This is a genomic window from Micromonospora sp. NPDC048040 (assembly GCF_055587185.1).
Genome location: NZ_JBVJGT010000010.1, coordinates 89,996 through 115,665, shown reverse-complemented (window position 1 = coordinate 115,665; position 25,670 = coordinate 89,996). Strand labels below are relative to the sequence as shown.

Genomic DNA, 25,670 nt, shown 5'->3' with positions numbered 1-25,670 from the left:
GGGTGAAGCGGCTACGTTGCCGTCATGGATCTGGCGTACCTGCGGGCGCACCCGGAGCACCTGCCGACCTTCCTGACCCACCAGCGGATCCGGGAGACGCCCGTCTCCGGCGGCAGCATCTGCGCCGCCTCCCGGCTGACCCTGGACGACGGCCACTCCGTCTTCGCCAAGACCTGGCCGGAGGGGTCCGGCCGGTCACTGCCGGAGGGCTTCTTCGCCGCCGAGGCGGCCGGCCTGCGCTGGCTGCGCGAGGCGGGCGCGGTCGCGGTGCCGGAGGTGGTCGTGGCGCTGCCGGAGCTGCTGGCACTCGACTGGGTCGAGCCCGGCGAGCCGACGCCCGAGGCGGCCGAACGGTTCGGCCGGGAGCTGGCGGGGCTGCACCGGGCCGGCGCGCCGGCCTTCGGGGCCGAGTGGGCCGGGTTCATCGGAGCCCTCCCGCAGGACAACACGCCGGACGAGGGCCCGTGGTCGCGCTGGTTCGCCGAGCGCCGGCTGGTCCCCTACCTGCGCCGCTCGGTGGACGGCGGCGCGCTGACCGGCGCGGACGCCGGGCTGGTCGAGGAGGTCGTCGACCGGGTCGGCGAGTTCGGCGGGGACGAGCCGCCGGCCCGCGTCCACGGCGACCTCTGGCCGGGCAACGTGCTCTGGGGGGCCGACGACCGGGCCTGGCTGGTGGACCCGGCGGCGCACGGCGGGCACCGGGAGACGGACCTGGCGCAGTTGGCGCTCTTCGGCGGCGCGCCCCACCTGGACCGGATCCTCGCCGCGTACGCGGAGGCGTGGCCGCCGGCCGACGGGTGGCGGGAGCGGGTGCCGCTGCACCAGCTCCACCTGATGCTGGTGCACACCGCCCTGTTCGGCGGGGCGTACCGCGATGCGGTCGTCCGCACCGCCCGGTCGGCGCTGGCCGGGCTGGTGCGCGCTACCGTCGACGGGTGAACGCCGCCCCGCCGACCGACGGCGTCCTCGTCGACCGGTACGGCCGTGTCGCCCGGGACCTGCGCGTGTCCCTGACCGACAAGTGCAACCTGCGCTGCACCTACTGCATGCCGGCCGACGGGCTGCCCTGGCTGGCGGGCCCGCAACTGCTCGACGACGACGAGATCGTCCGGCTGGTCGGGGTCGCGGTGCGGCAGCTCGGCGTGACCGAGGTGCGGTTCACCGGCGGGGAGCCGCTGATCCGGCCCGGCCTGCTCGGCATCGTGGCCGCCGTGGCGGCGCTGGAGCCGCGTCCCCGGATCTCCCTGACCACCAACGGCATCGGCCTGGACCGGCGCGCCCCCGCGCTGCGCGCCGCCGGGCTGGACCGGGTGAACGTGTCGCTGGACACCCTGGACCCGGAACGGTTCGCCCGGCTCACCCGGCGCCCGCGCCTCCCCGACGTGCTGGCCGGGCTCGCCGGAGCCACCGCCGCCGGGCTCGCCCCGGTCAAGATCAACACGGTGCTGATGCGCGGCGTCAACGACGACGAGGCGCCCGCGCTGCTCCGCTTCGCCCTGGCCCACGGCTACGAGCTGCGGTTCATCGAGCAGATGCCGCTGGACGCCCAGCACGGCTGGGACCGCGCCACCATGGTCACCGCCGACGAGATCCTCACCTCGCTGCGCCGGGAGTTCGCCCTGGCCCCCGACCCCACGGAACGCGGCGCGGCGCCGGCCGAGACCTGGCTGGTCGACGGCGGCCCCGCGCGGGTCGGCGTGATCGCCAGCGTCACCCGGCCGTTCTGCGGCGACTGCGACCGCACCCGGCTCACCGCCGACGGGCAGGTCCGCACCTGCCTCTTCGCCACCGAGGAGGCCGACCTGCGCGGCGCGCTGCGGGCCGGGGCGGACGACGACGAGCTGGCCCGGCGCTGGCGCACGGCGATGTGGGGCAAGCGGGCCGGGCACGACATCGACGACCCGGCCTTCCTCCAGCCGGCCCGGCCGATGTCCGCGATCGGGGGTTGAGCATGACGGAACCGACGCGGCCGGCCCACGCCGGACCGCCAGCCCACGCTGGACCGCCGGCTGAGGCCGGACCGCCGCTCACCGTCCGGTACTTCGCCGGGGCACGGGCCGCCGCCGGCCGGACCGAGGAGGCCGCCTCCGCCAGCCGGTCGCTCGACGAACTCGTCGGGGAGCTGGCCGAGCGGCACGGCGAGCGGCTCGCCGCCGTGCTGCGGGTGGCGAGTTTCCTCGTCGACGGCGTGGCCTGCCATGATCGTCGGGCACCGCTACCGGCCGGGGCCACGATCGACGTCCTGCCCCCCTTCGCGGGCGGCTGAGGGAGGCGCACACATGCTGGCGGCACTGGCCTTCGTGGCCACCATGGCGCTGATCACCGGCCTGATCCACCTCTATCTCTGGAAGCGGCTGGTGCGCGACACCACCACCCCGGGGCGTTGGCGGCGGATCGGCGGGATCACGGCCCTGGTGCTGGCGCTGCTCGTACCGGCGACCATGGCCGGCACCCAGGCGGGCCTCTACTGGCTCGCGTGGCCGGGCTACCTCTGGCTCGCCGTCATGTTCTACCTGCTGGTGCTGCTCGTGGCGCTGGAGGTGCCGATGCTGGTGGCCCGGCTGGTGCTGCGCCGCCGGGCCGTCGCCGCGGAGCCCACCGCCGCCGCGCCCGAGCCCGCCCTGGTCGGCGCGGCGGGGCCGGCCGATCCGCCGGCCGCCGGCGCGGTCGCGCAGCCGGACCACGACCCGGCCCGCCGGTTGCTGCTCGCCCGCGGGGCGGCGATCTTCGCCGGGCTCACCGCGACGGGCCTCACCGGGTCCGGCATCCGCACCGCGCTCGGCCCGCCGCAGCTCGACCGGGTACAGATCCCGCTCGCCAAGCTCCCCCGGAGCATGGACGGCCTGCGGATCGCCACCGTCTCCGACATCCACCTCGGCCCGCTGCGCGGCCGGGCCCACACCGAGCGGATCGTCGCCGCGATCAACCGCCTGGACGCCGACATCGTCGCGGTCGTCGGCGACCTGGTCGACGGCTCGGTGGCCGAACTGGGCGAGGCGGCCGAGCCGCTGCGCGGCCTGCGCTCCCGGCACGGCAGCTACTTCGTCACCGGCAACCACGAGTACTACTCGGGCGTCGAGGAGTGGGTCCAGGAGGTGAACCGGCTCGGGCTGCGGGTGATGCAGAACGAGCGGACGGAGATCCAGGCCCGGGGCGGCGTGCTCGACCTGGCCGGGGTCAACGACGTCACCGCCGCCGGCACCGGGCTGGCCGCCCCGGCGGACTACGCGGCGGCGCTCGGCGACCGCGACCCGAGCCGCCCCGTGGTGCTGCTCGCCCACCAGCCGGTGGCCGCGGTGGAGGCGGCGAAGTTCGGCGTCGACCTCCAGCTCTCGGGGCACACCCACGGCGGCCAGATCGTCCCGTTCAACCTCCTGGTGAAGCTCCAGCAGCCGGTGGTCTCCGGCCTCGGCGAGGTCGACGGCACCAAGGTGTACGTCACCAACGGCGCCGGCTTCTGGGGCCCGCCGGTGCGCGTCGGCGCCGAACCGCAGGTCACCCTGGTGGAGTTGCGCAGCGCCTGAACCGGGCGGGACGCTCCGCCGGGCGCCTGGCCCGGCGGAGCACCCTGACCTCACCTGACCCGCGGGCGCGGGTTCACCTCGGGCGCCTGCACGTCGACGTCGAGACCGTAGTCCGAGTACTCCCAGGTCAGCGTGCCCTGATCCAGGAAGTCCGGCCCGATGCCGTAGTCGGACGTCGTCCTGAGGGTGATCTTGCTGATCTTCTGGGACTGCACGCCGATCTCGATGATGCCCTCGCCCGGAACCTGCTTCGGCCGGTCGGCATCCTTCGGCTTGGCGACGTAGGTGAACGAGTAGCGCTCGACGGCCGACGCGCCGCTACCCGACGTGCCGAGCGCCGTGACCGTGCCGACGTCCTTCAGCGCCTCCAGTTGGGACGCCGGGGTGACCGTCGACGCCGGGTCGGCGAACGGGATGTAGTACGCGGTGGGGGCCCGGAAGGTCGACTCCTTGCCGAAATTGCTCCACCTGTCGCCCTTCTTCATGTAGAGGATGCCGTCGACGATCCGCTCCTCGGCGGGTTCCATCTGGGCGTTCTCCCTGCGTTGCCGGACCTCGCCCGTCGGCCCGTTCGGGTCGAAGACCCCCTCGTACGAATCGGTGTCGGTCCACTTCCGGCCCTTCTCCACCACCTCCGACGTGGTGGAGAGACGGAATCGGAAGCTGGTCCTCGCCGTCGCCTGCGCCGCCGCGACCAGCCTGAGTTCCGGGGTGGCGGCGACGGTGCCGGAGCCCGGCTGGTCCGAGGTCCCACCGGCGCCGCCCGGGCTGCTCAGACCCACGGCGGCGACGGCCACCATCCCGACGACGGCCAACGCGCCACTGGTCAGCGCCACCGCCCGGCCTCGGCGCGCCCGGCGGCCCCGGCCCACCAGCCGGTCGGTCGGCGCCTCGGTCGGCGGCTGGTGGTCGACCAGATCATGGAGTGCCATGGACAGCTCCCTTTCGTCGATGCTCATCTCACTGCCTCCAAGGTCGACTCACGGGGATGGGGGATCAGCGCGCGCAGCTTCGCCATGGCGCGGCTGTGCTGGCTCTTGACGGTGCTGACCGAACAACCGAGCTCATCGGCGACCTGCCGCTCGGTCAGGTCGAGGTAGTACCGCAGCACGATCACGGTCCGCTGCCGGTGCGACAGGGTCATCAGCGCGTCACGCAGGTCGCGGCGCGCCCCGTCCGGGCCGGCGTGCGGGTCGGCCCGGTCCGGCGTCTGGGCGGTCAGCGTCTCCCGGCGGGCCCGCCGCCACCAGCTCACCCTGCCGTTGACCAGCATCCGGCGCAGGTAGGCGTGCGGGTCGCCGCGGCCCACCTTGCGCCACCGGACGTACAGCTTGACCAGACAGTCCTGCAGCAGTTCCTCGGCCCGTTGTCGATCACCGACGAGCAGCGTGGCGTACCGCAGGTGCCGGGGCCATGCCTCCTCGACGAAACCGGCGTAGCTGGCGTCGCTCGGCGCCGGATCGGTGACTTCCTTGGTCATGCCCCTCACACGCTCAGGCCCGTCGGTACGGTCGACACCACCGCTCGATCTGTTTCCGGGCGCGCCCACCGCCCCTCGCCGATTGCGCACCTCACCTCCGCGCGTGGCGGATGACGGGCACCAACGGGCTCGTGACAGGATGCGGCGTGCCTCCGTTCAGCGCCGCACCCTCCGGTGGCCTCCCGCCGTTCGTCGCGGATCTGCACATCCACTCGAAGTACTCGCGCGCGTGCAGCCGCGACCTCACCCTGCCCAACCTGGGCTGGTGGGCACGGCGCAAGGGCATCGGCGTGCTCGGCACCGGCGACTTCACCCACCCCGCCTGGTACGACCACCTGCGCGAGACCCTGCACCCCGCCGAGCCCGGCCTGCACCGGCTCAGCCCCGAGGCGGAGCGGGACGTCGCCCGCCGGCTGCCGCCCCGGCTGGCCAGCGAGGCGGAGACGGACCCGGTCCGCTTCATGCTCAGCGTGGAGATCTCCACGATCTACAAGCGGGACGACCGCACCCGCAAGGTGCACCACCTGATCTACCTGCCCGACCTGGACGCGGTGGCCCGGCTCAACACCGCGCTCGGGCGGATCGGCAACCTCGGCTCGGACGGCCGGCCGATCCTCGGCCTGGACTCGCGGGACCTGCTGGAGATCACCCTGGAGGCCAGCGCCGACGGCTACCTGGTGCCCGCGCACATCTGGACGCCGTGGTTCTCCGCGCTGGGCTCGAAGTCCGGCTTCGACGCGATCGCCGACTGCTACGCCGACCTCGCCGACCACGTCTTCGCGGTGGAGACCGGCCTCTCCTCCGACCCCGAGATGAACTGGCGGGTCGGCAGCCTGGACCGCTACCAGCTCGTGTCGAACTCGGACGCCCACTCGCCGCCCGCCCTGGCCCGGGAGGCCACCGTCTTCGCCACCGGGCGGGACTACTTCGCGATCCGGGACGCGCTGCGCACCGGCGACGGGCTGGCCGGGACCATCGAGTTCTTCCCCGAGGAGGGCAAGTACCACGCGGACGGACACCGGCTCTGCGGGGTCAACTGGTCCCCGGAGCGGACCCGGGCCGCCGGCGGGCGCTGCCCGGAGTGCGGCAAGCCGCTGACCGTGGGCGTGCTGAGCCGGGTGGAGGAGCTGGCCGACCGCCCGGCGGGGCACCGGCCCCCGCACGCCAGGGACGTCACCCACCTCGTGCCGCTGGCCGAGGTCCTCGGCGAGATCAACAAGGTGGGCGCCCGCTCGAAGAAGGTCGAGGGGAAGCTCAACGACCTGCTCGCCGCGCTCGGCCCGGAGCTGGAGATCCTCACCACCACCCCGCTCGCCGAGATCGCCCGGGTCGGCGGGGAACTGCTCGCCGAGGGCATCGGCCGGCTGCGCCGGGGCGACGTCCGCCGGGTCCCCGGCTACGACGGCGAGTACGGCGTCATCACCCTGTTCGACCCGGCCGAGCTGGGCGCGCGCACCGGCACGGCGCAGGAGACGCTCTTCGACGTACCGGTGCCGGCGCAGCGCACCCCTGCGGAGCCGGCGCCGAAGCCGCGGGCCAAGCGCCCGGCGGTGGCCAAGGTCGAGCCGAAGCGCAAGGCCGCGCCGCCCACGCCGCCGCCCCCGATCGCGCCGGCGCCCTCGCCGCACGAGCCGTTCGAGCCGATGCTCGCGGGCATGGAGGAGGTCGGCACCGGCCTGCTGGACCGGCTGGACGCCATGCAGCGGGTGGCCGCCTCCGCGCCCGGCGGGCCGCTGCTCATCGTCGCCGGGCCCGGCACCGGCAAGACCCGGACGCTGACCCACCGGATCGCCTACCTCTGCGCCGAGCTGAACGTCTTCCCGGAGCAGTGCCTGGCGATCACGTTCACCCGGCGCGCCGCCGAGGAGCTGCGGCACCGCCTCGACGGCCTGCTCGGGCCGGTCGCCGAGGACGTCACGGTCGGCACCTTCCACTCGCTGGGGCTGACCATCCTGCGGGAGAACGCCGACGCCGTCGGCCTGCCGGCGGACTTCCGGATCGCCGACGACGCCCAGCGGGCGGAGGCCCGCGCCGAGGCCGGCGCCGACGACGCCGGCTACGCGGCGCTGCTGCGCAAGCAGGACCTGGTCGACCTGGACGAGCTGCTCACCCTGCCGGTCGCGCTGCTGCGGGCCGACCGGAAGCTGGTGCAGCGCTACCGGGAGCGCTGGCGGTGGATCTTCGTCGACGAGTACCAGGACGTCGACGAGGTGCAGTACGAGCTGCTGCGCCTGCTCAGCCCCGCCGACGGCAACCTCTGCGCGATCGGCGACCCGGACCAGGCCATCTACTCCTTCCGGGGCGCCGACGTCGGCTACTTCCTGCGCTTCTCGCAGGACTTCACCGACGCCCGGCTGGTCCGGTTGAACCGCAACTACCGCTCCTCCGCCCCCATCCTGGCCGCCGCGGTGCAGGCGATCGCGCCGTCGTCGCTGGTCCGGGGCCGCCGGCTCGACCCGGCCCGGCTCGACCCGGAGGCCCCGCTGGTCGGCCGCTACCCCGCGGCCTCCGTCGCCGACGAGGCCGACTTCGTCGTACGCACCATCGACGAGCTGGTCGGCGGGCTCTCCCACCGGTCGCTCGACTCGGGGCGGATCGACGGCCGGTCGACCTCGCTCTCCTTCTCCGACATCGCGGTGCTCTACCGCACGGACGCGCAGGCCGCACCGATCGTGGACGCGCTGGCGCGGGCCAACATCCCGGTGCAGAAGCGCTCGCACGACCGGCTGCGGGACCGGCCGGGGGTGGCGGCCATCGCCCGCGAGCTGCGGCACGCCGACGGGCTCGACGGCTCGCTGGCCGCCCGCGTCCGGCTGGCCGGTCAGGTGCTGGCGGAGCGCTTCGCGGTGCCGACGCTGGACGGCGCCGGCTCGGTACGCCCGGAGGACGTCCGGGCGGCGGTCGACCTGCTCACCCCGCTGGCCCGCCGCTGCGGCGACGACCTGCCGCTGTTCCTGTCCCAGCTCGCCACCGGCGCGGAGGTGGACGCCCTCGACCCGCGCGCCGAGGCGGTCACCCTGCTCACCCTGCACGCCGCGAAGGGGCTGGAGTTCCCGGTCGTCTTCCTGGTCGGCGCCGAGGACGGGCTGCTCCCGCTGCGCTGGCCCGGCAGCACGCCCGACGACGACGCGATCGCCGAGGAGCGGCGGCTCTTCTTCGTGGGGCTGACCCGGGCCCAGGACCGCCTGTATGTCACCCACGCCGCCCGCCGCAGCCGGCACGGCAACGAGCGCGACTGCTCCCCGTCGCCGTTCCTCGACGCCATCGACCCGGGCCTCTTCGAACGCTTCGGCGAAACCGAACCCCGTCGCCCCCGGGACCGCCAACTCCGCCTCATCTGAGGGAACGCGCGGGTCAGGGGATGAGGGTGGCCAGCCAGGCGCCGGTGAGGAGGGCCGGCCCGAGTGGGAGAGGGGTGTCCCGGCGCACCCTGCCGGCGGCCAGCAGGGCGAGCACCACCACGCCGTTGAGCAGGTGCGGCAGGAGCAGCCCGAGCGCCAGCGGCGACCAGCCCAGCCAGCCGAGCGGCAGGCCCAGCACGGCGGCGAGCTTCACGTCGCCGAAGCCCAGCCGCGAGCCGGGCAGCAGGGCCAGCAGCGCGTGCCCGGCGAAGCAGAGCGCGGCCCCCGCCACCGCGCCGAGCAGCCGCTCCGGGGCCCCGGTCAGCAGCGCCGCGCCGGTCAGGCCGACGGCGACGACCAGCGCGGCCGCGCCCACCAGCGGGTCGGGCAGCCGCAGGCAGGCCAGGTCGACCACGGCCAGCGCCAGCCCCACCGCCGCCAGCCCGAGGAAGGCCGGCAGGACGGGTTCGCCGCCGAGGGCCGCCGCGAGCCCGGCGAACACGACCGCGCCCACCACCGCCCCGGACGCGGCGCGCGGCCCGGGCCGGGTCGACGCCGATCGGCCCGTCCAGCGGCGGGCGACCCGGAGCGCGGCGAGGCCGGCGACGCCGCCGAGCAGCGCCGCGCACGCCACCAGCCCGCCCGACACGGGCCGGACGCTACCGGCGGGACGGCTCCGGCGCGGTCCCCCGGACAGGACGTCGGGGTCTCTCGGTGCTCACGACGAGGGCGACCCCGGCGACGATGACCGCGCCGCCGAGCAGCACCTGCGCGGTGATCGGCTCCGCGGCGAACAGCGCGCCGAGCGCCACCGCGACCGCCGGGTTGACATAGGCGTACGTCGCGACCAGCGAGATCGGGGCGTGGTGCAGCAGCCAGACGTACGCGGTGAAGGCGACCAGGGAGCCGGCCACCATCAGGTACGCGAGCGCGAGCCACGACCGGCCGGTCACCTGGCCCGGGTCGAAGCCGTGCAGCTCGCCGCGCCCCACGGCGAGGACGGCGAGTGCCGCCGCCCCGGCGAACATCTCGTAGACGGTGGCGACGAACGGGTCGGCGGGCATCCGGATCCGTCCGGAGAGAAACGAGCCGATCGACCAGCTGGCGGCGCCTGCGACGATGGTCAGCGCCCCGGCGAGCGGTACGGCGTCCGCCCCGCCGGTCGGCAGCACGAGCAGCACCAGGCCGACGAAGCCCAGCGTCACCCCGGCCAGCGTCCAGAACCGGGGCCGGTCGCCCGTGGCCGTACGCAGCAGCACCACCAGCAGCGGGACGGTGGCCACGAGCAGCGCGGCGATCCCGGAGGGCACCGCGACGCCCGGCGGGCCGGACTCGGCGAGCACCACCAGCCCGTTGCCGCCGGCCAGCAGCAGCACCCCGACCAGCGCGGCCGAGCCGAGCTGCCGCCGGTCGACCCGCAGCGCGCCCGGGCCCCGGCGCAGCCGCAGCACGATCGCCAGCACCAGACCGGCGGCGGCGAACCGGGTGGCCGCCGAGCCGAGCGGCGGCATCGACTCCACGGCGATCCTGATGCCGAGGTAGGTGGAACCCCAGAGGACGTAGACCAGCAGCAGGGCGGTCCAGACCAGGGCCGGCGTGGCAACGGCCGCCCGACGCGCCCCGGTGCCCGGGTCGGTCCCGGTGGGCGGCTCGGCGGCCGGTGACGGAATCGGTGGGCGTGGTCTCATCGGTGGACACGCTACGGTGACGTGGGCGTCGGCGTCCCTCGTTGGTGGCCGGCCTCTCACCACTCACGCGGGAGACGTGCATGGCGAACTACGGACCACCACCGGGTCGGGGGGACCCGGCGCCGTGGCGTGGGCGGCAGCCGGACGAGGCGTACGGCCCGTCGGCCGGGTCGCCCGGGCGCGGCGGGTGGGACGATCCGCACGCCACGTACCCACCGCCGGAGCCCCGGTACGGCGGTCAGCCGTACCGGCGGGACGACCCGGGTCACGGACCGGGGCCGTACCAGCAGGGGGCCCTGCCTCCCGCCTACGACCACGGTCCCGCCGCGCCGCCGTACGCCTCCTGGCCCGGCTCCGCGACCCCCTCCCCGTCCGCGCCGCCGGAACGCCGGCGTGGCCGGGGGCCGGTGGCCGCGGTGCTGGCGGCGGTGGCGGTGCTGGTCCTCGTCGGCGGCGCGGCGGTGTTCTACCTGCTCGGCCAGGACGACGAGGCCCCGGTGGCCACGCCGAGCGGGCCAGCGCCCGCGGCCGGGTCCGGGGTGCCGGAGGCAACGGCAAGCGCCCCGGCGCCCAGTGCCGCGGCACCCGACTCCTCCGCCGACCCCCGCTTCGTCGAGGCGGGGCAGTGCGTACGCAACGACGGTCCGGCCGGCGGCAAGCCCAAACTGCTGATCAGTGACTGCGGCCCGCGGACGTACGAGGTGCTACGCCGGATCGACGGCGCGACCAGCGGCGAGAAGGACGCCGCGGCCAAGTGCGCCAAGGTCGACGGCTACACCAACTGGTATTTCTTCGACAGCGAGCTGGACACCCTCGACTTCGTGCTGTGCCTGAAGCAGCGCTGAACCACCGCACCCCTGGGGAAGAGATGACAACCTACGGATCACCCGGCCAGCCGGACGACCCCTACCAGCGCCCGGCCGACAATCCCGGGGGCCTGCCGCCCATCGACCCGACGCTGCCCCAGTGGGGGCAGCCGCCGTCGGCCGCCGCGGAGCCGCCCGCCCCGCAGTGGGGCCAGCCGCAGCCGGGTGGCGAACCGCCCGCCGCCCCGCAGTGGGGCCAGCCGCAGCCGGGTGGCGAACCGCAGTGGGGCCAGCCCGGCCCGGCCGCCGAGCCGCCGACCACGCCGATGTGGAGCCAGCCTCCGGCCCCCGGACCGGCCTACCCCCCGCAGCCCCCGACCTCCGGGTCGGGCTACCCGCCGCCGCCCACCTCCGGGGCCGGGTATCCGCCCCCGACGGGGGGTCAGCCGTCGGCGGAGCAGGGTGGCTATCCGCCGGCCGGCCCGTTCCCGCCGGCCGGCCCGACGCCCGCGGCGGCGCCCGGCGCCCAGTGGAGCGCCCCGCCGCCGGCCCCCGGCGGGTACGGGACGCCGCCGCCGCCCGCTCCGCCGGCGAAGAAGGGCGGCGGGAAGATCGCCCTGATCATCGGCCTGGTGGTGGTGCTCGTGCTCTGCCCGTGCCTCGGGATCGCCGGCTGGGCGGTCTGGCAGGCCGGCGAGGACGACGACCCGTCGATCTCGGCCCCGGCGACGAGTGCCCCCGCGGATCCGACGGGCAAGCCGACCGACGAGCCGAGCGCGGCGCCGAGTTCGGCGGAGCCGAGCCCGAGCGAGGAGGACGACGACGACGATTTCGCCAAGGGCGACTGCGTGGTCAACGACGGCACGTCCACCGACGCCGAGCTGCGGAAGGTGCCCTGCGGCCCCAACACGTACGAGGTGCTGCTGCGGATCCCGGGCTCGAGCGACGGTGACCAGTGCAAGACCCGGGCGCCGAAGTCGACGGCGAACTACGTGCACGACAACTCGGTGGACTTCCTCGACTACGTGCTCTGCCTGAAGAAGCGCTGATTACCAAAACTAGGGCTGTCTAGCATGGGCGCTAGACAGCCCTAGTTTTGTCTCGACGCCGGATCCGGCTTAGGCCTCGCTCCGACACGCCGGTAGCCCCATCTACGGATGTCTAGCCCCGCAGCTAGACGGCCCGATACTGTGCGATGCGTGGATCCGGTCCGCAACCCGTACGCACCGGGCGCCGGCCAGCGTCCGCCCGAGCTGGCCGGGCGGGGGCGCGAGCTGGACGTCTTCGACGTCGTGCTGGAGCGCATCGCCCGCGGGCGGCCGGAACGCAGCCTGATGCTCACCGGCCTGCGCGGGGTCGGCAAGACGGTGCTGCTCAACACCCTCCGGTCCCAGGCGATCAACCACCTCTGGGGCAGCGGCAAGATCGAGGCGCGGCCGGACCAGTCACTGCGCCGCCCCGTCGCCGCCGCGCTGCACATGGCCGTCCGGGAACTCGCGCCCCGGCACCGCGCGCCGGACCGGATCGACGCCTTCCTCGGCGTGCTGAAGGCGTTCGCCCAACGGTCCGCGCCGACCGGTCGCGGCGGTGCCGCCCCGAAGCTGCGCGACCGGTGGCAGCCCGGCATCGACGTGCCCGCCGCCAGCGGCCGGGCCGACTCCGGCGACATCGAGATCGACCTCGTCGAGCTGCTCACCGACGCCGCCGCGGTGGCCGCCGACGTCGGCACCGGCATCGCCGTCTTCATCGACGAGATGCAGGACCTCGGCGCGGAGGACGTCTCCGCGCTCTGCGCCGCCTGCCACGAGCTGTCCCAGCTGGGCGCGCCGCTGATCGTGGTCGGCGCCGGGCTGCCGCACCTGCCGGCCGTGCTCAGCGCCGCCAAGTCGTACTCCGAGCGGCTCTTCCGCTACCAGCGCATCGACCGGCTCGACCGGCTCGCCGCCGACCAGGCGCTCTGCGCGCCCGCCGAACGCGAGGAGGTCGAGTACGAGCAGAAGGCGCTCGACCTGCTCTACGAGAAGTCCGGCGGCTACCCGTACTTCGTCCAGGCGTACGGGAAGGCGACCTGGGACCACGCGCCGCGCTCGCCGATCACCGCCGCCGACGTGCGGGTCGCCGCGCCGGAGGCCGAGGCCGAGCTGGCGGTCGGTTTCTTCGGCTCCCGGTTCGAGCGGGCCACCCCGGCCGAGCGCGAGTACATGCGGGCGATGGCCACCCTGTCCCTGGTGGAGGGCGAGGTCGACGGCGGCGGGCGGGACGACATGGACGCCGCCGTGCCGACGGCGGAGATCGCCCGCACCCTCGGGCGCAAGCCGGCCAGCCTGTCCCCGGCCCGGGACGCGCTGATCAAGAAGGGCCTCATCTACTCCGGCGAGCGCGGCACGGTGGCCTTCACCGTCCCCCACTTCGGCCGCTACCTGCGCACCCAGCCGGCCTGACGGGCGGGGTGGGCGCGGGGTCAGACCTTCGACCAGGGCGGGGGGAAGAGGACCTCGCCGCGCGGCGGCGGCCCTTCGCCGCCGGTGGTCGGCGGGAGCACCAGCGCCTGCCAGGGGTCGCCGAGGCCGGACCAGGGGCTGGTCAGCCCCATCCGGTCGGCCCGGCCGAAGCCGAAGCGGTGGTAGTAGGACGGGTCGCCGAGCACCACCACCAACCGCTCGCCCAGCTCGGTGGCCGCGTCGAGGCCGGCCTGGACCACCGCCGCGCCGAGCCCGATCCGCCGCCGGTGCGGCGCGACCGCCACCGGGCCGAGAGCCAGTGCCGGGGCGGTGGCGTCATCGGACCGCACCCGGACCCGGGTGAGCAGGGCGTACCCCACGACCTCGCCGCCGTACTCCGCGACCATCGCCAGCTCCGGCAGCCAGGCGTCGCTGCCGCGCAACTCGTCGACCAGCCCCACCTCGGGCGGCGTGGCCACGTCGGGCCTGGCGAAGGCGGCGGCCAGCACGCGCCGGACCGCGCCGGTGTCGGCCGGGTCCTCGGGTCGCAGCCGCAGCGTCGTCACGCGGGGGACGTTACCCCTCGTCGCCGGTCCATCAGCGACGGTCGCTCGAATCGGCGTGGCGCGACCTCGCCGGGTCGGCGTGGCGACCAGCCCGGGGAGGTCCACGTCGGCCGATCCGGATCGGCGGTTGCGGGGGTAACCGGGCTGGTGACGGGGTATGACTGACCCATGAAACCCGTACGCTCCCTCGCCCGCGCCATGTTGAGCGGCATCTTCGTGGTCAGCGGGTTGCACAACTTCCAGAACCCGGGGCGGCTGGCCCCGGCCGCGAAGCCCGTGACCGACCGGGTGACCCCGCTGCTGGAGAAGGCCAGCCCACGCATCCCCACCGACACGGAGACGCTGATCCGGGTCAACGCGGTGGTGCAGGTCGGCGCCGGGCTGATGCTCGCCACCGGCAGGTTCGCCCGGCCGGCCGCGCTGGTCCTCGCCGGCACGCTGGTCCCGGTGACCCTCGCCGGGCATCCCTTCTGGAACAACGACGACCCGACGGCGCGGAACAACAACCAGATCCACTTCCTGAAGAACATCGGCCTCTTCGGCGGGCTGCTGCTCGCCGCCGCGGACACCGGCGGCAAGCCCGGCCTGCGGTGGCGGACCGGCCACCGGATCGGCCACTCCCGACGTTCGGTGCAGCGAGCCGTCCGTACCGCCCGCAGAGAGGCCCGGATCGCCGTACGATCGGCAGCGACGGCCCGACGACTCCCCGGCTGACCTGCGTCGATACCTCCCCTCCGCCGGCCCGCCACCCGCCAACGCCACGAATCACCTGAACCACCCGCTAGGCGTTAACGCGGTGGAAATGTCAAAAACATGTGTGGGATCGGACACGGTCGCATAACGCGGGAGGCATTAACGTGAGGCGCCGTTCTAGGCTCCGTACCGGACCTGGACGGGTAGGACGACCTTGGTACGGGGGTGGCCACGCCATGCCGGCGACTGTCGGTAGACGGGCGGACCGCCTCGCCCCAGTCCGCCGCGTAACGCGTGGGATCGATCGCAGGACAGTCGTACGGACCGGCATCGTGGCCGCCGTCGCCTATGCCGCATGGCTCGCCATCGGCGCTTTCGGGCGGCCGTACAACTTCTTCGACATGAAGATCTACCACGGCGCGGTGGTGTGGTGGGCGAGCGGTCACGAGCTCTACGAGTTCATCGCACCCGGCACCACCCTGGGTTTCACCTACCCGCCGTTCGGCGGCCTGGTCATGCTGCCGATGGCGCACCTGCCGGTGGAGCTGGCCGGGATGGCCAACGCGCTCGCCAGCATCGCCGCCCTGGCGGTCGTGCTCGCCGGTCTGCTCCGCCCCATCGTCGACCGGCTCGGCTGGCCGCTCCCGTTCACCGTGGCGATCGCGACGCCGCTGGCGGTCGCCATCGAGCCGGCCCGGGAGACCCTCGGCTACGGCCAGGTGAACCTGCTCCTCTTCGCACTGATCATGGCCGACCTGATCGGCCTGCGCTGGCGGTCCCGCCGGGGCACCCACGTCGCCGAGACCGACGGCCCGCTGCTGCGCTTCGTCTACAGCGGCGCGTGGGCCGGCGTCGGCATCGGTCTGGCCACCGCGGTCAAGCTGACCCCGGCCCTGTTCATCGCCTACCTGATGATCACCCGACAGTGGCGGGCGGCGGCCACCGCGGTCGGCACGGTGATCGCCGTGACCCTCGGCTCCTTCGCCGTCGTCGGCAACGAGTCCCGGGCCTACTTCGGCGGCGTGCTCTGGCAGACCGAGCGGGTCGGCGCCGCCGACATGACGCCCAACCAGTCGCTGGCCGGGCTGCTGGCCCGGCTCTACGACTCGATCGAGACGCCCGGCCTGCTCTGGCTGTCGTTCGCGGTGCTGATGCTGGCGCTCGGCCTGTCCCGCGCCGCCAACGCGCGCGCCGACGGCGACGAGCTGACCGCGTTCACGCTGGTCGGCCTCACCGCCAACGTGATCAGCCCGATCTCCTGGACGCACCACCTGGTCTGGGTGATCCCCGCGATCATCGTGCTGGCCGACGCCGCCGTACGCCGCCGGGACGCCAGCCGCGGGCTGGCCCAGCGGGCCGGCCAGGGCGCGTACGGCGGGCTGCCGGGGGTCAACGGGCTGCGCCCGCCGATCTGGTACCCGACGCTGACCGGGCTCCGGCACGGCGTCGCGGCGATCGGGCTCTACCTGCTCTTCCTGGTCTCCCCGATCTGGCCGTACGAACACCAGCTCCCCGAGGTGTCGCACTACCAGGACGGCCTCTTCGGCGCCCTGATGGAGAACTCGCTGGCGCTGGCCCTGATCGTGCTCGTCGCCGCGCTGCCGTGGCGCCCCGGCGCCGAGCCGGCCTTCTACGGCGACCGGATGGGCCGCCAGGCCGCGCTCGGCGTCCGCCGCTGAGGGGTGGGCCGCCCGTCAGGGGCAGTTCACCCACTCCTCGGTGCCGTCGGCGAACACCTGCCGCTTCCAGATCGGCAGCCGCGCCTTGACCTCGTCGACCAGCCGGGCACAGGCCGCGAACGCGGCGGCCCGGTGGGCGGTGCTGACCGCCGCGACCAGGGCCACGTCACCGATGGCGAGCGGGCCGATCCGGTGCGACACCGCGACCGCGTACACGTCCGGTTCGGCGGCGATCTCGGCCGCCACCTCGCGCAGCACCCGCTCGGCGCTCGGGTGGCCCTCGTACTCCAGGCTGGTCACCGCGCGGCCGTGGTCGTGGTCGCGGACCACGCCCTGGAACGACACCACCGCGCCGGCCCGGCGGTCCGCGACCGCCGCCTCGTGCGCGGCCAGGTCGAGCGGCCGGTCGGTGACCTCGCCGAACGTCGTGGGCCGGTGGTCCGCGAGTCGGCCTGACGCGTCGGCGGTCGGCGCGGTCACCACGCACGCTCCCCGGGCAGCAGCGGCAGTGGCACGACGGGCACCCGGTCACCGGGCTCGCCGGAGGTGTCGGGGCGGATGACGGCGAACCCGTCCGCGCCGGCCAGCCCGCGCAGCATCGCCGAGCCGACGTGCCGGACCGGGTGGGCGGTGCCGGCGGTGCGGTCCAGCCGGACCAGCGCCAGGTGGGTGTACCGCCCCCGGCCGGGCACCGGCTCGGCGAGCGTGGCGTGCGGCAGCACCGGCATCGGTCGGCCCGACAGGCCAGCCAGGAGCGGGGCGACCAGCGAGACCAGGGCGACGATGGCGGACTGTGGGTTGCCGGGCAGCCCGGCGACGAACCGGACCCGCCCGTCGGCGTCGGTCAGCCGGGCGAGCAGCATCGGGAAGCCGGGCCGCACCGCGACCGTGTTGACCACGTAGTCGGCGCCGAGCGCCTCCAGCGCGGGGTGCAGGTGGTCGACCGGGCCGTGCATCGTGCCGCCGGTGGTGCAGACCAGGTCGGCGGTGGCCAGCGCGGTGCGCAGGGCCGCCACGTGCGCGGCCAGGGTGTCCGCCACCGGTCCCACCACGTCCGACGGACGCACCACGCAGCCGTACCGGCGCAGCCACGCCGGCACCGCCGGCCCGAGCGCGTCCCGGACCCGGCCGGCGGCGGGCGGGCCGGCGGTCAGCAACTCGTCGCCGAAGACCAGCAGCGCGGCGCGCGGCTGCCGCCGCACCCGCAGGCTGTCGTGCCCGCAGGAGGCGGCCAGACCGACCAGCGCCGGGTCCACCGGCGTGCCGGCGGGGACGAGTTCCTCCCCGGCGTACGCCTCCTCGCCGGGCTCGCGCCACTCCGGCGCGGGCCGCGGCGTGCCGTCGACCAGGCCCTCCGGCGTAGGGCGGGACTCCTCCACCCGCAGCACGGCGGTGGCGCCCGCGGGCACCATCGCGCCGGTGGCGATCTCGACGGTCGTCCCGTCGTCGGTCAGCGGCGCCGGAGTGCTGCCGGCCAGCACCCGCCCGACCGGGCGCCACGGGCCCGCCCCGCGCACCGCCCAGCCGTCGACACTGGAGGTCGGAAAGGCGGGCAGGTCCGTACGCGTGGTCAACGGCTCAGCGAGGGTGTGCCCGTCGATCTCGGCGAGCGGCCGGCTCACGGCGGGAAGCGCGGCGGCCAGGCCGACCGCGTACACCCGGGATCGGGCCTCCTCCCAGTCGGCCGGCGGGGGCGCGGCGACTGGATCGGCGGCCGGTGCGGTTTCCGTGCTCACCCGGCCGAGCCTAGTCGGTGCGGGGTGCCGGTCGCCCCGTCACCTGCACCACCCCGGTGCGCGGCCGAGCGGGCGGCCGGGATGGACGTGGCGGGGCGTCAGTGGTCGCCGCCGCGGAGCTGGTCGACGGCGTGGGCGAGGATCGGCCCGAGCACGGCCAGACCGTCCCGGGCCCCGCCGGTGGAGCCGGGCAGGTTGACCACCAGCATCCGGCCGGCCACGCCGGCGAGCCCGCGGGAGAGCGCGGCGGCGGGCACCTTGTCGCGGCTGTGCGCCCGGATCGCCTCGGCGATGCCGGGGATCTCGTAGTCGAGCAGCGCCCGGGTCACGTCGGGGGTGCGGTCGGTCGGGTTGATCCCGGTGCCGCCGCTGGTCAGCACGACGTCGACCCCGTCGGCCAGGGCGGCGCGCAGCGCCTCGCCCACCGGCTCGCCGTCGGGCACCACCACCGGGTCGTCCACCTCGCAACCCAGCTCGCGCAGCCCGGCCACGAGCAGCGGCCCGCTGGTGTCGGCGTACACCCCCGCGGCGGCCCGGTTGGACGCCACGACCACCCGCGCCCGGATCACGGCCGGTCCTCCGGACGGACCCACTCGCCGGTCTTGCCGCCCTCCTTGCGCAGCACCCGGACGGCGTCGACGCTGGCCGCCGGGTCGACCGCCTTGACCATGTCGACCAGCGCCAGCCCGGCGACGGCCACCGCGGTCAGGGCCTCCATCTCCACCCCGGTGCGGTCCGCCGTCCGCGCCGTGGCGGTGATCTCGACGGTGTCGCTGGTCAGCGCCAGGTCGACCGTGACGCCGTGCAGGGCGATGGGGTGGCAGAGCGGGATCAGGTCCGGGGTCCGCTTCGCGCCCATGATGCCGGCGAGCCGGCCGACCGCCAGCGCGTCGCCCTTGGGCAGCCCGTCGCGACGCAGCAGCTCGACCACCTCCGCGGTGGTGCGGAGCCGGCCGGCGGCGACGGCCAGGCGGCCGGTGACCGCCTTGGCGGAGACGTCGACCATGCGGGCCGCGCCGGCCGGATCGACGTGGGTGAGCTGCGCGGGATCGGTCACGGCCGCGAGCCTATCCGTCGTACGACGCCATCGCCGGGTGCACCCCGAGCGCGCCCGTCACCCGACCTCGCGCCGGCGTCCACCACTCGCCGCGTTCAGCACGCCACATTCCGCGCGCCTCCCCGATTCGGCCGTCAATTCGAGCACCAATGCGTGTTGCCGACGCACCTCGTCCAGCAGATCCGATAGGCGATGCCGAGGGCGTTCGCGTCTCGGCATCGCCACGGCGGCAACCGGTGCGTGCGTACCGCACACAACTCGTTGACCAGTTCTTCGGTGGTGACGAACCGTCCGGGTGCGCGGCCACCAAGGTGAGAACCGTGCGCTATTTCCGCACCGGCGCGGATTGAAATGATCACCCGGAGCCGGGCGGACAAGGTCTCCGCACGTTCGGCGATTCACCGCCACCGCACGCCAGGGTGACGCGACCGCAACGCATGGTCCACGAGGTGATTGACAGTTGCGGTCCAACCGAAGCGCGGATGATGCCGGCGATCCCGCGGTTCCACACTTGCCGGGAGAGACTCCTTTCCCTGCTGTCATCATCAGAAGTCAACGGCACCGGCCCTCATACGCGACGCCTACGCGCTCCGCTCAGGAACGATGGACAGACCGTGACAAGGGGTCCCAGGCTTGGCTAATGTTGCGCATACCGACATTTATTGCTGCAAACCATTCGTCATTTCTCCTACGCTCCCGTCACGACGGCTGATCCCCCAGGGATGCGGCCGCAAGCCGGGACGGAGCGAAAGGAGCGCGTCATGCGCGGCAGCGACTGGCACTGACTTTTGATGACACAGAGCGGTAGGCTCCCGTCGTCAGCATGTAACTGTCGGCGACGACAGGAGCCTCATGGCCGGGATGACGCCAGGAAACGCGAGCAGAACAGATCGGCAACTGCTGTCGCTCGTCGGCCTGGTGGTCGCGTTGGCGGTCGCACCCACCCTCGTCGCACTCGTGTCGCTGGTCGACGGTCCACCCCACTCCATCGGCGATGTGGCAACGATCGTCGCCCTGACCTGCATGACGGCCCTCGGGACGAGGGTGAAGGCTCCGATACGCATTCGGTCGACGACCCACGCCATCACGTGGATCGAAACGGCGATCGTGATCGGGCTCGCCGTCGCCCCGCCGGCGTGGGTCGTGCTCTCGACCGGGGCGGGCGTCGGCATCGCGTCCGTCACCATGGGCCTCCCGGCCATCAAGACCGCATTCGGCGTCGGCAAGAACATCCTGGTCGCCGCCGGGGCCGGCGCGGTCGCGCTGGCGCTGCAGTGGCGGTGGCCGCCGACGGACGTGGTCGAGCTCATCACGTCACTCGGCGCGATCTATCTCGTGGCGGCACTGCTGGACGACCTCCTGGCGATTCCGGTGATCGCACTGGCGTCGAACAGCCGGGTCGGTCGCCAGTTCCTCAACAACCTGGATCTGCGCCTGGCCGGCTTCGGCGTACGCTTCGTCGTCGCGGTCTGCACGCTGCTCATCCTCAGAGCGGATCCTCGGCTGCTGCTCGCCGTCCCGCCCCTCGTCCTCAGCCTGCACCTCGCCTACTCGACCCGGGTGCGGGGGCGCGCCGAGCAGCAGGCGTGGCAGCGGCTCGCCCGCACCACCGACGCGCTCAACGTGGTCGACCTGGACAAGGTCCTCACCACGGCGGTCACCCAGGCCGCCGAGCTGTTCTCCGCCGACGAGGTGGAGGTCGAGCTGCGCGACGGCGGCCGGACCGTGCGCGGCGGAGCGGGCGCCATCACGTACGACGGGCCGGCCGGCGAGCCGACCTCCACCGCCGGCACCGTGGTCCCGGCCGCGCTGGAGGGGCACGACCGGACAGCCGACGTGGGCGTGCTGCGACTGCGTTTCCGCGGCCCCGTGCAGCTCTCCGAACGGGAGCAGTACACGCTGCGCACCTTCGCCTCGGCGCTCTGCACCGCGGTCCGCAACGCCCAGGCGTACGCCGAGCTGGCCCGGGTCGCCGACGAGCACGCGTACGCCGCCACACACGACGCGCTGACCGGGCTGGCCAACCGCCGCCACCTGCTCGACCAGGGCACCGAGCACCTCAACACCCGGCACGCCGACGGGGTGACCGCGCTGGTGCTGATCGACCTCAACCACTTCAAGGAAGTCAACGACACCCTCGGGCACGCCGCCGGGGACCAGGTCCTCGTGCAGGTCGCCGAACGGCTGGGCGCCGCCGCCCAGGAGGGCGACCTGGTGGCCCGGCTGGGCGGCGACGAGTTCGCCGTACTCCTGCGGGGTCTGCCGGCCCCGGCGGTGGCCGCGCACCGCGCGGAGACCCTGCTCGCCGCGCTGCACGAGCCGTTCGACCTGGACGGCATGCGGATCAGCGTCGAGGCGAGCGGCGGGATCGCCGCCGCGCCCGCCACCGGCGGCATGCCGGAGCTGCTGCGCCGCGCGGACGTGGCGATGTACCAGGCGAAGCGGGCCGGGCAGCGCACCTCGACGTACGCCCCGACCCGGGACACCGCCGACCTCGGCCGGCTGACCCTCGGCGGGGAGCTGCCCCGCGCCGTCGCCGACCACGAGTTCACCGTCAACTTTCAGCCCATCGTCGACCTGGGCTCCGGCCTGGTCACCGGCGCGGAGGCGCTGGCCCGCTGGCGCCACCCCGTCCACGGGGTGATCGACCCGCTGCGTTTCCTGGAGGCGGTGGAACGGTCCGGGCTGTTGCCGGCCTTCGCCGAGGCGATCCTCGACGAGGCGCTGCTCGCGGCGAGCGCCTGGCGGGAGGCCGGCTTCGACGTGCCGGTCGCGGTCAACGTGTCGCCGCGCAGCCTGCTCGACGCCCGCTTCCCCGGCTCGGTGCTGGCCCGGCTGCGGGCCCACGACCTGCCCCCCGACCGGCTGGTGCTGGAGTTGACGGAGACGCTCACGCTCAGCCAGCTCGACGTGGTGGACCGGGTGCTCAGCCGGCTGCGGGACGAGGGGGTGCGGCTGGCGCTGGACGACTTCGGCACCGGTTACTCCTCCCTCTCCCTGCTCTCCCGGATCCCGGTGCACGAGCTGAAGATCGACCGCAGCTTCGTGACCGCCATGGAGGGCTCCGCCGAGGCCGCCGCCGTCATCCGCTCCACCCTCGACCTGGGCCGCAGCCTCGGCCTCGACGTGGTGGCGGAGGGGGTGGAGAGCGAGCCGCAGCGCCGGGCGCTCTGGGAGTTGGGCTGCACCGCCGGGCAGGGCCACCTCTTCGCCCGGCCGATGCCCGCGGGCACGCTCCTCGCCGCGTTCCGGCGGGGCTCCGGGGGCAGTCCGGGCGCTCTCGCGCCGCCGCTGCACGACGCCGGCGCGGTCATCCGTCTCGCCCCCGGCCGCCGGCAGGGCGGGCGCGGGCGCGCCGACCGCCACCTGCCGGCCTGAACCGGGGCCGGCCGCCAGCCCACCGTCGACGCGTGGCGGTGGCGTGGGCCCGGTCTGCCAGACTGGCGCGCGTGACCGCCGCCCCGACCAACCGCCGCGGCTGGCGGGCCCTCGACTCCGCCGCCGGTGGCCTCGCCCTCGACCTCGGCCTGTACGCCGTGTCGGCGGCGTTCGCCGCGACCACCGCCGCCACGTCCACACTCGTCCCGCACCGGGCCTGGGGCGGCGTCGCCGCCGTCGGGTACCTCGTCGCCGCCCTCGCGGCGACCGCCCAACTCGTGCTGCGCCGACGCGACCCGCGGTCGCCGCTGGCCGGCCTGCCGGCCCGCTGGGCGGTCACCGGTTTCGCCTGGATCACCACCGCCCTGCTGCCGCTGGCCTGGCAGAGCGTCGAACGGGCCGGCGGGCGCGGCGACCGGGCGCAGGAGGAGGTGCTGGTCGTCGAGGAGTCCGGCAGGCGACTGGTCGACACCGGTACGCCGTACCTCGGGCACGACGCGATCGCCGCCCTGCCGCCCGGCGAGCAGTTGCTCGGCTACACCCCGTACCAGCCCGGGATGGCCCTGTTCGGGCTGCCCAGGGCGGCCGTCGACGCCTGGTGGACCGACGCCCGCGTCTGGTTCGCGGTCGGCACCGCACTGGCGCTGGCCCTGGCGGTCCGCACCCTGACGCGCGTCGACCGCCCCGCCGGCCACCACGCGACCGGCGCCGCCGTGCTCCGGGGCGTACAGGCCGCCACCGTGCTGCCGGTCTGCGCGCTCACCCTCACCACCGGCGGCGACGACCTGCCCGTACTCGCCCTCTGCCTGCTCGCGCTGGCCCTCGTCGCCGCCGGACGACCCGGCCGGGCCGGCATCGCCGTCGGCCTGGCCGGGGCGTTGAAGCTCTTCGCCTGGCCGGTCGCCCTCGTGCTGATCATCTGGGGGATGACCCGGCGGGCCGGCCTGCGGGTCGCGGCGGGAGCGGTCGGCCTCCCCGTCGCCGCGCTGCTCCCCGCCCTGCTCGTCGACCGCGACGCGCTGGTCGAGAACGTGCTCCGCTTCCCGCTCGGCCACGGCCTGGTGACCAGCCCGGCACAGTCGCCGTTCCCCGGCCATCTGATCGCCACCGCGCTGCCCGCCGGCCGCGCGGTCGCCGCCGCCCTCCTGCTCGCGGCCGGGCTGGCGATCGCCGTCCGGCTCGCCCGCCGCCCGCCCCGCACCGCCGTCGCCGCCGCGCTGACCTGCGGGTACGGGCTGCTGGCCGCGATCCTGCTGATGCCGTCGACCCGCTTCGGCTACCTGCTCTACCCGCTCGCCCTCCTGGTCTGGGCCGCCGCGCTGCGGCACCCCGGTTCGCCGAACTGGCAGGCGAAGGGCGGCGACACGGCGTAGACCTGAGGCATGACCACCACCTACCGCGACCGCGAAGAGGCGGGCCGGATGCTCGCCGACCGGCTCACCGCCCTGATCGGCGAACCGGACGTCATCGTGCTCGGGCTGGTGCGCGGCGGCGTGCCGGTGGCCCGGGTGGTCGCCGAGCGCCTCGGCGCGCCGCTGGACGTGCTGGTCGTCCGGAAGCTCGGCATGCCGTGGGCACCCGAGGTCGCCTTCGGCGCGCTCGGCCCCGGCGGCGTGCAGGTGCTCAACGACGTCGTGGCCAGCCGGCTCGGCGCCGACGACATCGCCGAGGTGCGCCGGCGCGAGCAGGCCGAGCTGGAGCGGCGGGAACAGCTCTACCGCGCTGGCCGGCCGCCGCTCGACCTGTCCGGGCGCACCGCCGTCATCGTCGACGACGGCCTGGCCACCGGGGCCACCGCCCGCGCCGCCGTCCAGGTCGCCCGCCACCTCGGCGCCCGCCGGGTCGTGGTCGCCGTCCCGGTCGGCTCGCAGGAGGCGTACGAGATGCTGGCCGCCGAGGCCGACCAGGTCATCTGCGCGCAGCACCCGCCGGAGTTCATGGCGGTGAGCGCCTACTACGAGGACTTCCACGAGGTCCCCGATTCCGAAGTCACGGAAACGCTGACAGCAACCGCGTGACCGGACCGGGTACGGTCGGAGAATGAGCCTGACCTGTCCCAAGTGCCACGGAGAAATGCGCCAGTACGAGCGCAGCGGCGTCGTCATCGACCAGTGCGGCGAGTGCCGGGGGATCTTCCTCGACCGCGGCGAGCTGGAGAAGCTGTTCGAGGCGGAGGCCAACTGGAACCGCCAGCAGGGCGCGCCGACCGCGCCGCAGCCCGCCCACCAGCAGGGCGGCTACCCCGGCCAGCCCGCCCACCAGCAGGGCGGTTACGCGCCTCCGCCGCCCCCGCCGCCCGCCCCCGCCCCGCACCAGCCGGGCTACGGCGCCGTCCCGCCGCCCCCGCCGCCCCCGCCGGCCCACGGCTACCCGCCGGCCCCCGCGTACGGGCACGGCCACCAGCACCACGGCTACCACGGGCACTACAAGCGCAAGAAGCACAAGAGCTTCCTGGACGAGATGTTCGGCTGAGCCCACTCCGTCGACCGGGCCGGTGCCTCGACCGGCCCGGTCACCCGTGGCCACGCCCGCACCCTCCTACCGCCGCTCGCCGTGCCGGCCGGCGGTGGGCGTGCGACGCTGCACTCCATGACGCACCAGGGGCAGCACTTCGCGCTGGCGCAGGCGTACGACGGGATCATCCGGGTCGTGGCCGACCTCGACGACGCCGACCTGCAACGGCCCACCCGGTGCCGGGGCTGGCTCGTCGCGGACCTGCTGTTCCACGTGCTATGCGACGCCCAGCGGGCGCTGGTCGCGCTCGCCAGCCCCGCCGAGGGTCCGCCCGACGTGGACGGCGTGAGCTACTGGCGCGCCTTCCCGGCCGACGGGGACGGAGCCGGTGCCCGACATGCCTGGTGGGTTCGCCGCTCCGCCGCCGCCTTCGACCGTCCGAGCGGGATCGTCCGGCTCTGGACCGACACGGCCCCCGCCGCCGTACGCGCTGCTGGCGCGGCCGACCCCGGCGCCTGCGTCACCACGCAGGGGCACGTGCTGCGCGTGCCGGACCTGCTCGCCACCCTGACCACCGAGGCCGTCGTGCACCACCTGGACCTGGTCCTCGACCTGCCCGACGCGCCCCTGCCCGGGGTGCTCGCCACGCGGGTCGCCGTGGCCACGATGGACGGCCTGCTCAGCGACGACGCCGTCCGCCCGGCCGGATGGAGCGACGCGGAATACCTGCTCAAGGCGACCGGCCGGGTGCCACTCACCGACCGCGACCAGCTCGAACTCGGCGAGGTCGCCGGCTGGTTTCCGCTGCTGGGCTGACCCGCGCCGCT

The 25,670-nt window shown here is 74.9% G+C and carries 24 protein-coding genes; 15 read left to right on the top strand and 9 right to left on the bottom strand.

Annotation, left to right across the window (positions count from 1 at the left end; genetic code table 11):
* Positions 1–24: 24 nt before the first annotated feature.
* The 4 genes from ACZ6O2_RS13515 to ACZ6O2_RS13500 are packed head-to-tail and all read left to right on the top strand — an operon-like array spanning position 25 to position 3,524.
* Positions 25–939, top strand: coding sequence for a fructosamine kinase family protein (locus tag ACZ6O2_RS13515; RefSeq protein ID WP_466023024.1), 915 nt, complete (start codon positions 25–27; stop codon positions 937–939).
* Positions 936–1,949 (top strand): GTP 3',8-cyclase MoaA, encoded by a 1,014-nt coding sequence (moaA, locus tag ACZ6O2_RS13510; RefSeq protein ID WP_466023023.1) that lies wholly within the window; start codon positions 936–938, stop codon positions 1,947–1,949. Before ACZ6O2_RS13515 ends, moaA begins: the two co-directional genes overlap by 4 nt.
* A gap of 2 nt (positions 1,950–1,951) precedes the next feature.
* Positions 1,952–2,266, top strand: a complete 315-nt coding sequence (locus tag ACZ6O2_RS13505; RefSeq protein ID WP_466023022.1) for a MoaD/ThiS family protein — start codon at positions 1,952–1,954, stop codon at positions 2,264–2,266.
* 13 nt (positions 2,267–2,279) lie between these two features.
* On the top strand, positions 2,280–3,524 hold the full coding sequence (locus ACZ6O2_RS13500) for a metallophosphoesterase (protein ID WP_466023021.1): 1,245 nt from the start codon (positions 2,280–2,282) through the stop codon (positions 3,522–3,524).
* Positions 3,525–3,574: 50 nt separating this feature from the next.
* Here ACZ6O2_RS13500 and ACZ6O2_RS13495 read toward each other — a convergent pair whose 3' ends face one another.
* Together ACZ6O2_RS13495 and ACZ6O2_RS13490 are read right to left on the bottom strand one after the other, a co-directional pair.
* A complete protein-coding gene (locus ACZ6O2_RS13495) occupies positions 3,575–4,456 on the bottom strand; it encodes a hypothetical protein (protein WP_466023020.1) in 882 nt (293 codons plus the stop codon).
* A gap of 23 nt (positions 4,457–4,479) precedes the next feature.
* Positions 4,480–5,004, bottom strand: a complete 525-nt coding sequence (locus ACZ6O2_RS13490) for a SigE family RNA polymerase sigma factor (RefSeq protein WP_350702522.1) — start codon at positions 5,002–5,004, stop codon at positions 4,480–4,482.
* 146 nt (positions 5,005–5,150) lie between these two features.
* Here ACZ6O2_RS13490 and ACZ6O2_RS13485 point away from each other — a divergent pair, with 146 nt between their 5' ends.
* Complete coding sequence (locus ACZ6O2_RS13485) at positions 5,151–8,345, top strand: UvrD-helicase domain-containing protein (protein WP_466023019.1); 3,195 nt, start codon at positions 5,151–5,153, stop codon at positions 8,343–8,345.
* Positions 8,346–8,358: 13 nt separating this feature from the next.
* Here the strand turns inward: ACZ6O2_RS13485 and ACZ6O2_RS13480 are convergent, their stop codons facing one another.
* Positions 8,359–8,994 (bottom strand): prepilin peptidase, encoded by a 636-nt coding sequence (locus ACZ6O2_RS13480; RefSeq protein WP_466023018.1) that lies wholly within the window; start codon positions 8,992–8,994, stop codon positions 8,359–8,361.
* A gap of 10 nt (positions 8,995–9,004) precedes the next feature.
* The gene (locus ACZ6O2_RS13475; RefSeq protein WP_466023017.1) at positions 9,005–10,033 is read right to left on the bottom strand and encodes an EamA family transporter; all 1,029 of its coding nucleotides are present in this window, start codon (positions 10,031–10,033) and stop codon (positions 9,005–9,007) included.
* Between the two features lie 296 nt (positions 10,034–10,329).
* Between ACZ6O2_RS13475 and ACZ6O2_RS13470 the strand changes: the two genes are divergently transcribed.
* The 3 genes from ACZ6O2_RS13470 (at position 10,330) to ACZ6O2_RS13460 (ending at position 13,280) form a co-directional block, all read left to right on the top strand.
* Positions 10,330–10,878 (top strand): LppU/SCO3897 family protein, encoded by a 549-nt coding sequence (locus tag ACZ6O2_RS13470; protein WP_466023072.1) that lies wholly within the window; start codon positions 10,330–10,332, stop codon positions 10,876–10,878.
* Positions 10,879–11,456: 578 nt separating this feature from the next.
* A complete protein-coding gene (locus ACZ6O2_RS13465) occupies positions 11,457–11,888 on the top strand; it encodes an LppU/SCO3897 family protein (protein ID WP_350702723.1) in 432 nt (143 codons plus the stop codon).
* Positions 11,889–12,038: 150 nt separating this feature from the next.
* Complete coding sequence (locus ACZ6O2_RS13460; RefSeq protein ID WP_466023016.1) at positions 12,039–13,280, top strand: ATP-binding protein; 1,242 nt, start codon at positions 12,039–12,041, stop codon at positions 13,278–13,280.
* A gap of 20 nt (positions 13,281–13,300) precedes the next feature.
* On the opposite strand, the gene ACZ6O2_RS13455 is transcribed toward ACZ6O2_RS13460, so the two are convergent.
* Positions 13,301–13,846, bottom strand: coding sequence for a GNAT family N-acetyltransferase (locus ACZ6O2_RS13455; protein WP_350702514.1), 546 nt, complete (start codon positions 13,844–13,846; stop codon positions 13,301–13,303).
* 168 nt (positions 13,847–14,014) lie between these two features.
* Between ACZ6O2_RS13455 and ACZ6O2_RS13450 the strand changes: the two genes are divergently transcribed.
* Together ACZ6O2_RS13450 and ACZ6O2_RS13445 are read left to right on the top strand one after the other, a co-directional pair.
* On the top strand, positions 14,015–14,560 hold the full coding sequence (locus tag ACZ6O2_RS13450; protein ID WP_466023015.1) for a DoxX family protein: 546 nt from the start codon (positions 14,015–14,017) through the stop codon (positions 14,558–14,560).
* A 215-nt stretch (positions 14,561–14,775) separates the two neighbouring features.
* On the top strand, positions 14,776–16,218 hold the full coding sequence (locus tag ACZ6O2_RS13445; RefSeq protein ID WP_350702510.1) for a glycosyltransferase 87 family protein: 1,443 nt from the start codon (positions 14,776–14,778) through the stop codon (positions 16,216–16,218).
* Between the two features lie 15 nt (positions 16,219–16,233).
* Here ACZ6O2_RS13445 and ACZ6O2_RS13440 read toward each other — a convergent pair whose 3' ends face one another.
* From ACZ6O2_RS13440 to moaC, 4 genes are all read right to left on the bottom strand, one after another.
* Positions 16,234–16,698: a molybdenum cofactor biosynthesis protein MoaE gene (locus tag ACZ6O2_RS13440; RefSeq protein WP_350702509.1), complete on the bottom strand. Its 465-nt coding sequence runs from the start codon at positions 16,696–16,698 to the stop codon at positions 16,234–16,236.
* On the bottom strand, positions 16,695–17,954 hold the full coding sequence (locus ACZ6O2_RS13435) for a molybdopterin molybdotransferase MoeA (RefSeq protein WP_466023014.1): 1,260 nt from the start codon (positions 17,952–17,954) through the stop codon (positions 16,695–16,697). Before ACZ6O2_RS13435 ends, ACZ6O2_RS13440 begins: the two co-directional genes overlap by 4 nt.
* A 98-nt stretch (positions 17,955–18,052) precedes the next feature.
* Entirely contained in the window at positions 18,053–18,523 is a 471-nt protein-coding gene (locus ACZ6O2_RS13430; RefSeq protein WP_350702506.1) for a MogA/MoaB family molybdenum cofactor biosynthesis protein, read from the bottom strand.
* Positions 18,520–19,011, bottom strand: a complete 492-nt coding sequence (moaC, locus tag ACZ6O2_RS13425; RefSeq protein ID WP_466023013.1) for a cyclic pyranopterin monophosphate synthase MoaC — start codon at positions 19,009–19,011, stop codon at positions 18,520–18,522. Before moaC ends, ACZ6O2_RS13430 begins: the two co-directional genes overlap by 4 nt.
* Positions 19,012–19,872: 861 nt before the next feature.
* Here moaC and ACZ6O2_RS13420 point away from each other — a divergent pair.
* From ACZ6O2_RS13420 to ACZ6O2_RS13400, 5 genes are all read left to right on the top strand, one after another.
* Positions 19,873–22,389 carry a putative bifunctional diguanylate cyclase/phosphodiesterase gene (locus ACZ6O2_RS13420; RefSeq protein ID WP_466023012.1) on the top strand — a complete coding sequence of 839 codons (2,517 nt, stop codon included), beginning with the start codon at positions 19,873–19,875 and terminating at the stop codon, positions 22,387–22,389.
* Between the two features lie 71 nt (positions 22,390–22,460).
* Entirely contained in the window at positions 22,461–23,762 is a 1,302-nt protein-coding gene (locus tag ACZ6O2_RS13415) for a glycosyltransferase 87 family protein (RefSeq protein WP_466023011.1), read from the top strand.
* 9 nt (positions 23,763–23,771) lie between these two features.
* Positions 23,772–24,407 carry a phosphoribosyltransferase gene (locus tag ACZ6O2_RS13410; RefSeq protein ID WP_350702499.1) on the top strand — a complete coding sequence of 212 codons (636 nt, stop codon included), beginning with the start codon at positions 23,772–23,774 and terminating at the stop codon, positions 24,405–24,407.
* A gap of 22 nt (positions 24,408–24,429) precedes the next feature.
* Positions 24,430–24,861 carry a TFIIB-type zinc ribbon-containing protein gene (locus tag ACZ6O2_RS13405; RefSeq protein ID WP_466023010.1) on the top strand — a complete coding sequence of 144 codons (432 nt, stop codon included), beginning with the start codon at positions 24,430–24,432 and terminating at the stop codon, positions 24,859–24,861.
* A 117-nt stretch (positions 24,862–24,978) separates the two neighbouring features.
* Positions 24,979–25,659: a maleylpyruvate isomerase N-terminal domain-containing protein gene (locus ACZ6O2_RS13400; RefSeq protein WP_466023009.1), complete on the top strand. Its 681-nt coding sequence runs from the start codon at positions 24,979–24,981 to the stop codon at positions 25,657–25,659.
* Positions 25,660–25,670: the final 11 nt, after the last annotated feature.

Bases quoted from the DNA above. Each gene is read 5' to 3' on its own strand.
- ACZ6O2_RS13515 (WP_466023024.1), top strand. From the start codon at position 25: ATGGATCTGGCGTACCTGCGGGCGCACCCGGAGCACCTGCCGACCTTC.
- ACZ6O2_RS13505 (WP_466023022.1), top strand. From the start codon at position 1,952: ATGACGGAACCGACGCGGCCGGCCCACGCCGGACCGCCAGCCCACGCT.
- ACZ6O2_RS13500 (WP_466023021.1), top strand. From the start codon at position 2,280: ATGCTGGCGGCACTGGCCTTCGTGGCCACCATGGCGCTGATCACCGGC.
- ACZ6O2_RS13495 (WP_466023020.1), bottom strand. From the start codon at position 4,456: ATGGCACTCCATGATCTGGTCGACCACCAGCCGCCGACCGAGGCGCCG.
- ACZ6O2_RS13490 (WP_350702522.1), bottom strand. From the start codon at position 5,004: ATGACCAAGGAAGTCACCGATCCGGCGCCGAGCGACGCCAGCTACGCC.
- ACZ6O2_RS13475 (WP_466023017.1), bottom strand. From the start codon at position 10,033: ATGAGACCACGCCCACCGATTCCGTCACCGGCCGCCGAGCCGCCCACC.
- ACZ6O2_RS13450 (WP_466023015.1), top strand. From the start codon at position 14,015: ATGAAACCCGTACGCTCCCTCGCCCGCGCCATGTTGAGCGGCATCTTC.
- ACZ6O2_RS13445 (WP_350702510.1), top strand. From the start codon at position 14,776: ATGCCGGCGACTGTCGGTAGACGGGCGGACCGCCTCGCCCCAGTCCGC.
- ACZ6O2_RS13420 (WP_466023012.1), top strand. From the start codon at position 19,873: ATGACGCCAGGAAACGCGAGCAGAACAGATCGGCAACTGCTGTCGCTC.
- ACZ6O2_RS13410 (WP_350702499.1), top strand. From the start codon at position 23,772: ATGACCACCACCTACCGCGACCGCGAAGAGGCGGGCCGGATGCTCGCC.
- ACZ6O2_RS13405 (WP_466023010.1), top strand. From the start codon at position 24,430: ATGAGCCTGACCTGTCCCAAGTGCCACGGAGAAATGCGCCAGTACGAG.
- ACZ6O2_RS13400 (WP_466023009.1), top strand. From the start codon at position 24,979: ATGACGCACCAGGGGCAGCACTTCGCGCTGGCGCAGGCGTACGACGGG.